General features: G+C 60.3%; 10 protein-coding genes. 6 read left to right on the top strand and 4 right to left on the bottom strand.

Annotated features, from left to right (window positions below; genetic code table 11):
- Positions 1-298 precede the first annotated feature (298 nt).
- Together ccoM and HX824_RS32395 are read right to left on the bottom strand one after the other, a co-directional pair.
- Positions 299-415 carry a cytochrome c oxidase subunit CcoM gene (gene ccoM, locus HX824_RS32835; protein ID WP_003210916.1) on the bottom strand — a complete coding sequence of 39 codons (117 nt, stop codon included), beginning with the start codon at positions 413-415 and terminating at the stop codon, positions 299-301.
- A gap of 143 nt (positions 416-558) precedes the next feature.
- Positions 559-816: a hypothetical protein gene (locus HX824_RS32395; RefSeq protein ID WP_146014684.1), complete on the bottom strand. Its 258-nt coding sequence runs from the start codon at positions 814-816 to the stop codon at positions 559-561.
- Between the two features lie 37 nt (positions 817-853).
- Between HX824_RS32395 and HX824_RS32390 the strand changes: the two genes are divergently transcribed.
- From HX824_RS32390 to HX824_RS32380, 3 genes are all read left to right on the top strand, one after another.
- Entirely contained in the window at positions 854-1,726 is an 873-nt protein-coding gene (locus HX824_RS32390; RefSeq protein WP_102368259.1) for a LysR substrate-binding domain-containing protein, read from the top strand.
- Between the two features lie 88 nt (positions 1,727-1,814).
- Entirely contained in the window at positions 1,815-2,285 is a 471-nt protein-coding gene (locus HX824_RS32385) for a RidA family protein (RefSeq protein ID WP_177056104.1), read from the top strand.
- Positions 2,282-3,478 (top strand): aminotransferase class V-fold PLP-dependent enzyme, encoded by a 1,197-nt coding sequence (locus tag HX824_RS32380; RefSeq protein WP_371319429.1) that lies wholly within the window; start codon positions 2,282-2,284, stop codon positions 3,476-3,478. Before HX824_RS32385 ends, HX824_RS32380 begins: the two co-directional genes overlap by 4 nt.
- On the opposite strand, the gene HX824_RS32375 is transcribed toward HX824_RS32380, so the two are convergent.
- On the bottom strand, positions 3,475-3,816 hold the full coding sequence (locus HX824_RS32375) for a hypothetical protein (protein ID WP_008430424.1): 342 nt from the start codon (positions 3,814-3,816) through the stop codon (positions 3,475-3,477). The genes HX824_RS32380 and HX824_RS32375 overlap by 4 nt on opposite strands.
- Before the next feature lie 216 nt (positions 3,817-4,032).
- Here HX824_RS32375 and rapA point away from each other — a divergent pair, with 216 nt between their 5' ends.
- Entirely contained in the window at positions 4,033-6,879 is a 2,847-nt protein-coding gene (gene rapA, locus HX824_RS32370; protein ID WP_102368258.1) for an RNA polymerase-associated protein RapA, read from the top strand.
- Between the two features lie 185 nt (positions 6,880-7,064).
- On the opposite strand, the gene HX824_RS32365 is transcribed toward rapA, so the two are convergent.
- Positions 7,065-8,411 carry an MFS transporter gene (locus tag HX824_RS32365; RefSeq protein WP_102605047.1) on the bottom strand — a complete coding sequence of 449 codons (1,347 nt, stop codon included), beginning with the start codon at positions 8,409-8,411 and terminating at the stop codon, positions 7,065-7,067.
- 281 nt (positions 8,412-8,692) lie between these two features.
- Between HX824_RS32365 and HX824_RS32360 the strand changes: the two genes are divergently transcribed.
- Together HX824_RS32360 and HX824_RS32355 are read left to right on the top strand one after the other, a co-directional pair.
- Positions 8,693-10,954, top strand: coding sequence for a bifunctional diguanylate cyclase/phosphodiesterase (locus HX824_RS32360; protein ID WP_008430421.1), 2,262 nt, complete (start codon positions 8,693-8,695; stop codon positions 10,952-10,954).
- 228 nt (positions 10,955-11,182) lie between these two features.
- Positions 11,183-13,360 (top strand): hypothetical protein, encoded by a 2,178-nt coding sequence (locus HX824_RS32355; RefSeq protein ID WP_023659116.1) that lies wholly within the window; start codon positions 11,183-11,185, stop codon positions 13,358-13,360.
- Positions 13,361-13,510 lie beyond the last annotated feature (150 nt).

Here is a 13,510-nt window from a genome sequence, read left to right as displayed (position 1 = left end):
GTAAACCGGCAGGACGCCGATTTAGCCGCGCCGGGCCATGGATGGCCCGTCGCGGCGGCCCGCGGAGCCGTGCCGGAGTGCGGGCATGCCGAGCCTAGGCGAGGCACCGAGTGGTGGGGCAAAGCGTTTTTTGGTTACTTTTTTAGGCGTTTGTAAAAAAGTGACCCGCTGTAAGAGCGGAACCATAAGTGGCCATTACCGCAGCAACGGATATGTACACAAATCAAAAAATCCAAAACAAAAAAAAGGCGACCGAAGTCGCCCAAAATGCCTTGCGTGCTCATGTATCCGAAAAGACCTAAGGCCTCTTACGCTTATTAGCGTCTTTCCAGATAAAAATTCCAAACCCTACAAAGAACATCACCATGAGGCCAACCGTTAGCACTCCGGCAAACACCACATTATCGAAAAACATGACCGGCCTCCTGCACTTGCCCTGTTGCGATAGGGCTAAGTTAACCAAGAAGACGAAAGAAGAAATTGACGAGGATCAATGTCGCCCGCGACGGAGCGTAAAGAAGGGAAATAACTGACCTGCATCAAACGATGCAGGCTATATCAACGCTTTTTCGGTTTGCTTTTCGGCTTTTTCTTGGGCTTCCCCAACGGCATCGCCTGTTCAAACGCCTGGCGCACTTCATTCAGTCGCTTGTCATTCAGATCATGAACACGTTTGGCCCGTTCGGCATTCAGGTCAATCAGCTTGTCATCGTCACTCATGGCTTGGCTTACGTAATGGCTTGGATGCCCCAATAATGCGTCCTGCGCCAATCCCGCGTAAACAAAATCGATGTCATCCCGCGCATTTGCCCGCAAAATCCCCCCATCCCAACCCTCACACAGAGCGTTCGACGTGGCACTGCACAAGGACCTTCCCCCACTCCTGGCCCTGCGCGCCTTTGAGGCCGTGGCCCGGCATTTGAGTTTTATCAAGGCCGCCGCCGAGCTGTCAGTGACCCAAAGCGCCCTCAGCCATCAAGTGCAGAAACTCGAACAGCATTTGGGCAAACCGCTGTTTATCCGACGCACCCGCGCCATCGATCTGACCGAAGACGGCCAACACTACTACGACCAGATCCGCCCCGCCCTCGACACCATCGCCGCCGCCACCCGCCAGCAGCAAACACCGCCCGCCACCAGCGTACTGCGCGTCGGCCTGCTCGCCTCGTTCGCCACCTTGTGGCTGGCACCGCGCCTGGCGGGGTTTCTCAGCCGCTACCCACACATCCAGGTGGAGTTGGTGCCGGCGATTCAGCTGGCAGATGTCGCCGCCGCCGAGGTCGACCTGGCGATTCGCTACGGCAAGGGCGACTGGACCGACGTGCAGGCCACGCGCCTGATGAGCGAAACACTGTCACCCGTTTGCAGCCCGGCGTTCAAGGCCAGCCAACTGGCCAATGGCCCGCTGCTGATGGCCACCTCGCACCGCCCTTTCGAGTGGACCGACTGGTCCCGGCATTATCAGGTGGATGTGGAGCACTACCCCAAGGCGCTGCTGCACGACTACAACATCGTGGTCGAAGCCGCCGTCGCCGGCCAGGGCATCGCCATGGGCCGCCACCGCCTGATCGAACGCAGGCTCAAGGAAGGCACATTGGTGGAGGCCTTCGACTGGCCGCCCTATCAAAGCGAGATCGGTTACTGGCTGATTGCCCCGCATGGCGAAACCAGCACGGCGGCCGCTTGTTTCAGTGAATGGCTGCGGGAAATCTGTGCCGACGCATGAGTTATTTCGATACGTCGAGTTAAATCTATCCGTTTGTCGGCGAAAATCGCCCCGCCCATGCTGAAGACTCTTTCCAAGAGGATTCACCATGAGCCACTCCATCTCACAACGCGTACAAGCCCTCGGCCTGAGCCTGCCGACACCCAGCCAGCCGATTGCCAACTACGTCAATTACGTGATCAGCCAGAACCAGCTGTTCATCTCCGGCCAAATCCCGCTGCTGGACGGCAAACCGACTTACATCGGAAGACTCGGCGAATCCATCAGCGAAGACGAAGGCGCCAAGGCCGCCGAACTCGCGGCGCTGGGCCTGCTGGCACAATTAAGCGATGCCCTGGGCGATGACCTGTCGCGACTGGTGCGCATCATTCGGTTGGGCGTATTTATCGCCAGCAGCGGTGATTTCCACCGCCAGGGTGCAGTCGCCAATGGCGCTTCGAACTTGCTGGTCAACGCCCTCGGCGACAAAGGCCGGCATGCCCGTACGGCCGTGGGCGTCGCCAGCTTGCCGGGCGGCGTAGCCGTGGAGATCGACGCGATTTTCGAGTTGCAGCCGTGACTGCGCTGTCCCTGACCGAGGTCCGGGAGCTGCGGGACGAAACGCCGGGCTGCCAGTCCGGCATCGTCCACTTCAACCACGCCGGGGCCTCCCTGCCCAGCCAAGGGACGCTTGATGCAATCATTGACCAGTTGCAGCGCGAAGCCCGCGACGGCCCGATGGAGGCCGGCGAACACGGCGCACTGCTGACAGAAAAAGCCCGTCGCGCCGCCGCGCAACTGCTCAATGCGCCCGTGTCATCGATTGCCTTCGCCAGCAGTGGCTCGACCGCCTGGAGCATGGCGTTCCAGGCGTTGGGCCCGTGGCAGCCAGGCGACCGCATTCTGGTGGGCCGCCACGAATGGGGCGGCAACCTGGCGAGCATGCAGACGGCCGTGCAATCGGGTGCACAAGTAGAAGTGATCCCCTGCGATGAAACCGGCGCGGTATCCATCGCCGGCCTGGAAGCCATGCTCGACGCCCGGGTGCGGTTGATCGACCTGACCTGGCTCCCCGCCAACAGCGGCTTGATCAACCCGGCCGAGGCCATCGGCGCGTTGGCCAGGCGTCATGGCATTGCCTATTTCATCGACGCCGGGCAAGCCATCGGTCAGGTGCCGGTGGATGTGCAAGCGCTGCACTGCGATGTGCTCAAGGGCGCCGGGCGCAAGCATCTGCGCGGCCCACGGGGGACCGCCCTGCTCTATGTGCGGCCGGATTTTCTCGAGCGCTTGAACCCGGCCCAACGCGATGTGTTTTCGGCGCCCTGGAGCCCTGCGGGATTTGACTTGCGCAACGACGCCCGGCGCTTTGAAACCAGCGAAGTGTCATTGGCCTTGCTGGCAGGCCTGGGCAATGCGTTGCTGGAGGTCAATCGATTGGGGGTCGAGCGGGTCCGCGAGACGGTCCGGCTGTTAAGCGACACAATCCGTGAACAATTGCGCCGAATCGACGGGATTACCTTGCATGACCTGGGAACCAGCGCAAACCAGTCCGGCCTGATCGCGTTCAACCTGGCCGGCTGGGACGCCTTCGAGCTCAAGCGCCGCCTGGGCCTCAAGCGGATCAACATCGGTGCCAATGGCGTGCCCTACACTCCACTGGACATGCAGGCCCGCGAGCTGGACAGCGTGGCGCGAATCTCCGTGAGCTACCTCAATACGGCGCAAGACATCGAGCAACTGATCGCCGCCCTGCGCGAACTGCGGGATTAAACCTCGACGTCCACCCACAAGCCTTGCCGTGGTGCGTCTTCAATCAACGGCACCACCGGCACGGTGTTGTCGGCGTTGAGTTCGTCACCGGGAACAGCCAGGTGCTCCTGCGAGTCTTCATCGGCTTCGCGGCGACGCTTTTGCTGTTCCTGCTGGCGACGTTGCTCCTCGCGCAGCAGCAAAGCCGCTTCCTCGGGATCGCGCTTTTGCAAGTCGATGGTACTTTCGTTGGAGCCTGGCTGAACCGGCGCCACGGGCGGGATATCCGGCTTCTGGCGCACCGGGTCAAGCTGCGACGTGACCGGCACAACACTCAAGGGCAGCATGGGTGGCAGCATATTATTAGTCTCCTGTTCAGCAGACTGTCGGCTGCGTGGGTGACGACTTGAGCGTCAAGCCGCCAACTTGTGAACCAATCGTCATCTATCCGACGAAGATACCGCCCTTTTTCTTGCCGCTTGTAGCTTAAAGCTCGAAGCTGCACCTATTCCTTTTGGTCTGGAAGCCGTGTTCCGTTAGAATAGTCGGCTTTTTCACGGCGGGAGTCAGGCAGCATGGCGCAGCAGTATCAACCGGGGCAACGCTGGATTAGTGACAGCGAAGCAGAGCTGGGGTTAGGCACCGTTCTGGCACAGGACGGCCGCTTGTTAACCGTGCTCTATCCGGCCACTGGCGACACTCGCCAGTATGCGCTACGGAATGCGCCCCTCACTCGCGTGAGGTTTTCGCCGGGTGACACCATCACCCATTTCGAAGGCTGGAAAATGACCGTGCAAGAAGTCGACGACGTCGACGGCCTGCTGGTCTACCACGGCCTCAATGGGCAAAACGAGCAGGTCACCCTGCCGGAAACCCAGCTCTCGAACTTCATCCAGTTCCGCCTGGCCAGCGACCGTCTGTTCGCCGGCCAGATCGACCCGCTGCCCTGGTTCTCCCTGCGCTACCACACCCTGGAACACACCAGCCGCCAGTTGCAGTCCTCGCTCTGGGGCCTGGGCGGCGTGCGTGCGCAACCGATCGCGCACCAACTGCACATCGCCCGTGAAGTTGCCGACCGTATCGCGCCGCGGGTTCTGCTGGCGGACGAAGTGGGCCTGGGCAAGACCATCGAAGCCGGCCTGGTGATCCATCGCCAGTTGCTGTCGGGTCGCGCCAACCGCGTGTTGATCCTGGTGCCGGAAAACCTCCAGCACCAGTGGCTGGTGGAAATGCGCCGCCGCTTTAACCTGCAGGTCGCACTGTTCGACGAAGAGCGCTTTATCGAAAGCGATGCCACCAACCCGTTCGAAGACACCCAGCTCGCGCTGGTCGCCCTGGAATGGCTGGTGGACGACGAGAAGGCCCAGGACGCGCTGTTCGCGGCCGGCTGGGACCTGCTGGTGGTCGACGAAGCGCACCACCTGGTCTGGCACGAAGAAAAAGCCAGCCCCGAGTACTCGCTGGTGGAACAACTGGCCGAAGTGATCCCGGGCGTGCTGCTGCTCACTGCAACCCCTGAGCAACTGGGCCAGGACAGCCACTTCGCGCGCCTGCGCCTGCTGGACCCGAACCGTTTCCACGACCTGCACGCCTTTCGCGCCGAGAGCGAAAACTATCGCCCGGTGGCCGAAGCCGTCCAGGAGCTGCTGGACAAGGGCCGTCTCTCGCCCGCCGCCCACAAGACCATCCAGGGCTTCCTCGGCGACGAAGGCGAAGCGCTGCTGACCGCCGTCAACGATGGCGACGCCGAAGCCAGTGCCCGCCTGGTCCGCGAACTGCTGGACCGCCACGGTACCGGCCGCGTGCTGTTCCGCAACACCCGCGCCGCGGTGCAAGGCTTCCCGGAGCGCAAGCTGCACGCCTACCCGCTGCCGTGCCCGGACGAATACCTCGAACTGCCCCTGGGCGAGCACGCCGAGCTGTACCCGGAAGTCAGCTTCCAGTCGCAGCCGGATGTGGATGAAGAACAACGCTGGTGGCGTTTCGACCCGCGCGTGGAGTGGCTGATCGACCAGCTGAAGATGCTCAAGCGCACCAAAGTCCTGGTGATCTGCGCCCACGCCGAAACCGCCATGGACCTGGAAGACGCCCTGCGCGTGCGCTCCGGCATCCCGGCCACGGTGTTCCACGAGGGCATGAACATCCTCGAGCGCGACCGCGCTGCCGCCTACTTTGCGGACGAAGAATTCGGCGCCCAGGTGCTGATCTGCTCGGAAATCGGCAGTGAAGGCCGCAACTTCCAGTTCTCCCACCACCTGGTGCTGTTCGACCTGCCGTCCCACCCGGACTTGCTGGAACAACGGATCGGCCGTCTGGACCGGATCGGCCAGAAACATGTGATCGAACTGCACGTGCCGTACCTGGAAACCAGCCCGCAAGAGCGCCTGTTCCAGTGGTACCACGAGGCGCTGAACGCGTTCCTCAACACCTGCCCGACCGGCAACGCCTTGCAGCACCAGTTCGGCCCGCGCCTGCTGCCGCTGCTGGAAAACGCCGACGACGGCGAGTGGCAAGGGCTGATCGACGAAGCCCGTGCCGAGCGCGAGCGCCTCGAAGCCGAACTGCACACCGGCCGCGACCGTTTGCTGGAGCTCAACTCCGGCGGCGCTGGCGAAGGTGATGCGCTGGTGGAAGCGATCCTTGAGCAAGACGACCAGTTCACCCTGCCGATCTACATGGAAACCCTGTTCGACGCCTTTGGCATCGACAGCGAAGACCATTCGGAAAACGCGCTGATCCTCAAACCCAGCGAAAAAATGCTCGACGCCAGCTTCCCCCTGGGCGACGACGAAGGTGTGACCATCACCTACGACCGTAACCAGGCGCTGTCGCGCGAAGACATGCAGTTCATTACCTGGGAACACCCGATGGTGCAGGGCGGCATGGACCTGGTGCTGTCCGGTTCCATGGGCAACACCGCCGTGGCGCTGATCAAGAACAAGGCGCTCAAGCCGGGCACCGTGTTGCTGGAACTGCTCTACGTCAGCGAAGTGGTTGCTCCGCGTTCGCTGCAGTTGGGCCGTTACCTGCCACCGGCGGCACTGCGTTGCCTGCTGGATGCCAATGGCAATGACCTGTCGGGCCGCGTGTCGTTCCTGACCTTGAATGACCAGTTGGAAAGCGTGCCGCGGGCCAGCGCCAACAAGTTCGTGCAGGCCCAGCGCGACCAGCTGACGCCGCGGATCAACGCCGGTGAAGAGAAGATCGCCCCGCGTCACGCCGAGCGTGTGGCCGAGGCTCAACGGCGCCTGGCGGCGGATACCGAGGAAGAACTGGCGCGCCTGACCGCGTTGCAAGCGGTCAACCCGACCGTGCGCGACAGCGAACTGGTTGCCCTGCGCCAACAGCGCGAGCAAGGCCTGGCGATGCTCGACAAGGCGGCGCTGCGACTGGAAGCGATTCGGGTATTGGTCGCGGGCTAACTTCGCCGCCCTACCCTGACAAACAAAAAGGCCCGCGCAATGCGGGCCTTTTTTATTCACTGTAGACATCGTTGTTATTGATGACCTCTTCGCGAGCAAGCCCGCTCCCACATTTGACCGAGTTCCATCTTGAGAATGCGGTCAAATGTGGGAGCGGGCTTGCTCGCGAAGGCGTCACCTCGATCTCAGGCAGTAACCGCCCTGGCCGGCACCTCCGCCACCCCCAACCCATCCTTCATCCGCTGGGCATCGCGCACAAAACTGCGGGACGCCTGGAACAGAAACAGCATGGTCAAAAACAGCGCCACCGGAATCAGGTACATGGCGTCATGCAGTCCCACCGCCTTGTAAGCCTCGGTCATCTGCTGGGCACCGTCGGCATACATCGCCGAATGGGCAAAATGATCCGACAACCCGCCCACCACAATCGGCCCCATGCCCCCGCCCAGCAAATACAAGCCGGCGAAGAACAATGCCATCGCCGTCGCCCGCAGGCGCGGCTCGACCACGTCCTGGATCGCCGTGTACACGCAGGTGTAGAAGTTATAGGCAAACAGCCAGCCGACACTGAACAGCGCCACAAACACACCAATCTCGATCCGCCCCGCGTGCAACGCCCAGGCAGTGGTCACTGTAGAGATAATCAAACTGCACGCCGCGAACAGCAGCCGGCCGTTAGCGATGCGTTGATGGATCTTGTCGGCAATCCAGCCGCCCAGGGTCAGGCCCACCAGGCCGGTAATACCGACGATGACACCGGTGGCGACTGCCGCATCCTGCAACGGCAGCAGGAAATAGCGCTGCAGCATCGGCACCAGGAACGAGTTGCAGGCATAGGTGGCGAAGTTGAAGCACAACCCGGCCAGCACCAGCCAGAGGAATGTCGGCACCGCCAGCACCCGGCGAATCGGCCGGTCGACTTTCTCCTGGGAGACTTGCACGGCTTCCGCCGCGCCGCGCTTGGGTTCCTTGATGTAGAACATGAACACCGCAAGGATCAGCCCCGGCACCGCGGCAATAAAGAACGGCGCACGCCAGCTGTCGAACGCCTTGACCATCGCACCAATGGTGAAGAAGGCCAGCAACAGGCCCAAGGGCAGGCCCAGCATGAAGATCCCCATGGCCCGGGCACGGCGGTGGGCCGGAAACAGGTCACCGATCAGCGAGTTGGCCGCCGGCGCATAACTGGCCTCGCCGATACCGATGCCCATGCGCACCAGCAAAAAGGTCCAGAAGCTGCCCACCAAACCATTGACCGCTGTCAGGCCACTCCACGCCGCCAGGCCCCAGCCCATGAGTTTGCTGCGCGAGCCAGTATCGGCCAGGCGCCCCAGCGGCAAGCCGGCAATTGCATAAACAATGGTGAACGCGGTACCGATGATCCCGAGCTGGAAGTCGCTGAGGTGCCATTCCATGCGGATCGGCTCGATGATGATCGCGGGAATGGTGCGGTCGAAAAAGTTGAACAGGTTGGCCAGGAACAACAGGAACAGAATGCGCCAGGCATTCGCCGCTTGGGTCGAGTTCTGCATGGGTCCGTCTCTTTTATTGTTATGTGAGCCGCGATGCCAGACGCATCCTGAGCCCGGAACCTGCAATCTAGTCAGCCTCGTGGGGATTGTCTGTAATGATTCGTAAGTCTGATGTCACTCCATCGGGCGACCCGGGCGGTCATCCCTAATCATTTGGTTCTAGTTGTTTATAAACTCATCGCTAAATGATTAGAAGCAATCTGCCATCAATCCTTGTAACTCGCTCACGCTCTCTATACTGAAAGACGCAGTCAGACTAAAACTCTGTGACGGGACATGCTATGGAATGGCTTGGTTTGCATTTTTTTACCGACCTTCCGGACAGTGGGCACTTATTACTCAATTGCAGTCATAACCCCTTTCTGGTGCTACTGGCGTATGTAGTGGCGTGTGCAGCGGGCTTCGGCACCCTGGACATGGCCGAGCGGGTCGGCCATGTCGACAACCCCAAGGCTCAACGGCACTGGCGCTGGGTAGGCGCGGGCTGCCTGGCAGGCGGCATCTGGTCGACCCACTTCATCAGCATGCTGGCCTTCCAGGCGCCTATCGCGATTCACTACGAATTGATCATGACGTTCGCCTCGCTGCTGATCGCCCTGATCGCGGCGCTGTTCGCCATGCAAACCCTCAGTCATCCTAGGCTGCGCGCCCACCAATATGTGCTGGCGTCGGTGTGGATGGGGCTGGGTATTGCGCTGATGCACTACGTGGGCATGTCGGCCATGCGCTCCGAGGCGGGCGTGTATTTCGAGACTGGCTTGTTCCTCGCCTCTGTGTTGATCGCGATCGGCGCCAGCCTGGCGGCGTTGCTGCTGTCGCTGTACCTGCGCAACGGCACCGGCATGTTCCATCAATTGCTCAAGTACGCGGCCAGCCTGGTGCTTGGCGCGGGCATTATCAGCATGCACTTCACCGGCATGGCGGCCATGCAGCTGCTGGTACCCGAAGACCTCGTACAGTCGGCACTGCCGGTGGACAACAACCCGGTCCAACTGGGGCTGCTGGTGGCGGTCATCGCCCTGCTGGTGATTGGCAGCAGCATCAGTGCTGCCCTCGCGGACAAGAAGCTGCAACACAAGGAAACCGACCTGCGCCGGGTCAACGCCCTGCTCACCGAACTGGACCAGGCCCGCGCCTCGCTGCAACAGGTGGCGCATTACGATGCCCTGACCACCCTGCTCAACCGCCGTGGTTTCAACCAGATCTTCGCCGAGAAACTCGCGGAAAAAACCGCCACCGACGGCATGCTGGCGGTGATCTTCCTGGATATCGACCACTTCAAGCGCATCAACGACAGCCTCGGCCATGACGCCGGCGACGAACTGCTGACGGTGCTGGCCGGCCATATCAAAAGCTCGGTGCGCAGCCATGACGACGTGGTCGCGCGGTTTGGCGGTGACGAATTCTGCATCCTGATCAGCATCCATCATCGCGATGAAGCGCGGCACATGGCCCAGCGCATCATGCAGAAAATGAAAGACCCCATCGAACTGGCCGGCCGGCGCATGGTGATGACCACCAGCATCGGCATCAGCCTGTTTCCCGAAGACGGCAAAACCAGCGAAGAGCTGCTGAAGACCGCTGACCTGGCGCTGTATCAGTCCAAGGATGCCGGGCGTAACAGCCTGAACTTCTTCAGCTCCAACCTGAAAACCCGGGCCTTCCTGGAACTGCAGCTGGAAGAGGAACTGCGCGCCGCACTGCGGGGCAAGAACGAGTTGGTGCTGTTTTACCAACCGATACTTGACCTGAAAAAAGGCAGGGTCACGCGCCTCGAAGCCCTGGTGCGCTGGCAACACCCCCAACATGGCCTGCTGACCCCGGACCGGTTCATCGGCATTGCCGAAAGCAACGGGCTGATTGCCGAACTGGATCACTGGGTGCTGCGCCAGGCCTGCCACGACCTGAGCCTGCTGTCGGAGCAAGGCCACACTGAATTGGTCATGGCCGTGAACTGCTCGGCCCTCAACCTGACGCGTGACGAGTTGGCCGATGAGATCGAAAACGCCCTGCGCTTCGGCGGGATCGCGGCCAATCGCCTGGAACTGGAAGTGACCGAGAACGCGCTGATGGGCAATATCAGCAGCACCCTGGCATTGCTGCGGCAAATCCGCGCCCTGGGCGTGTCGCTGTCCATCGACGACTTCGGCACCGGCTACTCGTCCCTCGCCTACCTTAAGCGCCTGCCGTTGAACACCTTGAAAATCGACCGTTCATTTATCCAGGATATCCCCAAGTCGAACGCCGACATCGAGATCGTCCAGGCCATTATCGGCATGGCCCACACCCTGCACCTGCAGGTGGTGACAGAGGGCGTGGAAACCCTGCAACAATTTGAAGTGGTGCAAAAACACGGCTGTGATTTTGTTCAGGGTTACCTGCTCAGCGCTGCGGTGCCGTTGAGTGATATCAGCGCGGTGATCAACAGCCTGGACCAGAACAACATGTTCAGCCTCCTGGGCCTGACGGGGGGTGACCCCGCGCCGAAAGATCCGCCTTCGGGTCGTGCGGGCCCGGCGTCCATCGTTCGGCCAATTCGCTGAATATGGGGGCGGGCTTGCTCGCTCCCACATATTTGGCAAATCGCCATCATTTCACTAAAGAACTCCGACGAACGGCCGATTCATCAGAGTCCGGCCAGGCTTTCCCCTTAAAACCCTAGGGTTAAACCCTATCGCCCAAGACCCGGACGCACTGTAAAGTCGCGATCTCTCATTCTGTGATGGCTATTTGATACTTACTCAGCCATCCGTCCAGGCACATGGCGCACAATGACTTCTAAAAATAACTCTGCCACTGCGGTATCCGACGTGTTGCTGACAGCCCCTGCGGAAAAACCCTCAGGTTCAAAGTCATTGAGCACCGCCCGCCCACTGGCCACCCAGCAGTACCTGTACTTCACCGAAACCAACACCGACCGCATCCTCGACAACCTCGACGGCCTGCGCGACATGGTGTTCCCGCGCGCACCGCACCTGGAAGTCGACGGTGAACTGCGCAATGAGCAGGAATTCCCCTCGGTGTGCCTGATCGGCCTGGGCCGCTGTGGCTCCAACATTGCCCTGGATGTGGCAGAGCTGGTGTACAACGCCCGCAAGTTCTACCTCAACGAATTCAGCAACGAAGACAAATCCACCGACAAGGGCTACCGCCCCGCCCAGTGGATTCGCAACAACCTGCGCCTGGGTTCGAACAAGGGCACCAAACCGGTGTTCCTGGTCGAGCCGCTGGTGATGCTGGGCGACCTGGACAAGGACATTGCCGGGCGCATCCGTTTCTCGCGCAAGGGTGAGAAAAGCGGTTTCCTGCGGGACTACAGCAAGATGAAAATCATGGACCTCTCGGAAGTCCATGCCGGCGGCGCCGGTAACGCGCCGATCCTCGGCCAGTACCTGGCCAAGATCATCCTCAACAAAGACACCCAACGTTTTTCCAGCCCCGACTGGAAGATGATCCACTCGTACCTGATCGACTCCTGCGGCATCAAGGCCAACCAGTCGCGCCTGTACTTCTCGATCTTCAGCGCCGGCGGCGGTACCGGTTCAGGCATGGCCTCGGAGTTCGGCCTGGCCCAGCAGCACTCGTACATGAACAAGACGTTCGACACCAAGCCCGCCGATGAACATGACAGCAAAAGCGGTCACGCCTTCGTGTTCGAGCCGATCTTCACCAGCGGGATTTGTGTGCTGCCGAACATCTCCGATCACCGCAGCGAAATGTCCGAGGCGCTGCACATCAACGCCGGGCGGCTATTGTGCAAATACCTGTCGGAAGAATGGGACTTCTCGTACAACTTCGACAATGAAGACAGCAGCGAAGCCAGCGTGAAAGGCCGTATCCGACCGTGGAACGCGATGATGCTGATCTCCAACGACATCATGCGTTACGCCGAGGAAAGCGATGACGGCAACATCCAGAACATTGATGTCAATGCCATGGAAAAGCACGCCAACCAGTACATCTCGCAGCAGATCTTCAACATTCTGACGGCCCAGGCGGTTACCACCGACTACGACCAGAACTATTTTCGTCGCGCCGGGATCGACATTGGCGAGACCATCCGCCTGGATGCCAACGACCTGTTCATGAGCCTGGCCGGCCCGGTAGCGATTGCCTATGCCGAATCGGTGGTGCCGGAAACGCCGGCGCCTTCGAGCGACAAGTTCAAGGTGTTCGAAAAAGAGCCGCAGCGGCTGAACATCGACGACTTGTTTTTCCGTTCCATTGATCTGCCGCACTTCAACAAGGTGACCCAGGCGATCGAAGGCATCAGCCTGTTGCCGATTGAGTCCAAGCGGTACAAGGCCTCCCTGGAGCAGTACAAGAATTCCGGCTATGACGCGGCGGCGTTGCATGACTTGCACTTCTTCAAGAACTGCTCGTCGGTGGTGTCGATTGTGTCGTTGCCCAAGGATTACAAGCTGTCCTATATGGACCTGAATCGCCTCAAGACGCACCTCAACAGCCTGTTTCCCAATACGACGCTCAAACGGTATGCGCTGGTGATCGGGGCGTCGGCCAACTTGTCGCTCACGACCTTGATCGCTAAAAGCCCGTGCCTGTCGGATGATTTTTTGACGTTGATCGTGGCATTTATCAAGCGCTGTTTTGCGCGTAATCCGTATCGGTTTGATGACACCTTGGATAATTCGATCCTGGATTTCATCATCCATGAGGATTTTGATGAAGACCGGATTGATGAGCTGCTCAACGAGTTCGAGAACCCGGCGAAGATCCTGGATACCAACTGGTATGCGATCAAGCCGATGTACGAGAAGAAGTATCGTGAGTTGATCAACGACAAGGACAAGTTTGTGTCGATCAACGATATTCGTCTGTCGCGGGATTGTGTGAAGAAGGCGATCAAGTACCTGCGTGAGATTTATCGTCACCGGATTGGGAAGACCAAGGTTATTTCGCTGAATAACCATACCGGGAAGACGGCGTAGGCTTTGTTGCTGAGGTGGGGTGTATATCCGTTATTCAGGTAACGGCGACTTATGGTTCCGCTCTTACAGCGGCTCACTTTTGGCAAACGCCCGGAATGCCGGCCCAGCCAAAAGTAAAAGGTCTTTGCCCCGCCACTCGGTGCCTCGCTT

The organism is Pseudomonas sp. D4002 (genome assembly GCF_013385665.1).
Classification (GTDB): domain Bacteria; phylum Pseudomonadota; class Gammaproteobacteria; order Pseudomonadales; family Pseudomonadaceae; genus Aquipseudomonas.
This window is presented reverse-complemented; position numbering and strand designations above follow the sequence as displayed.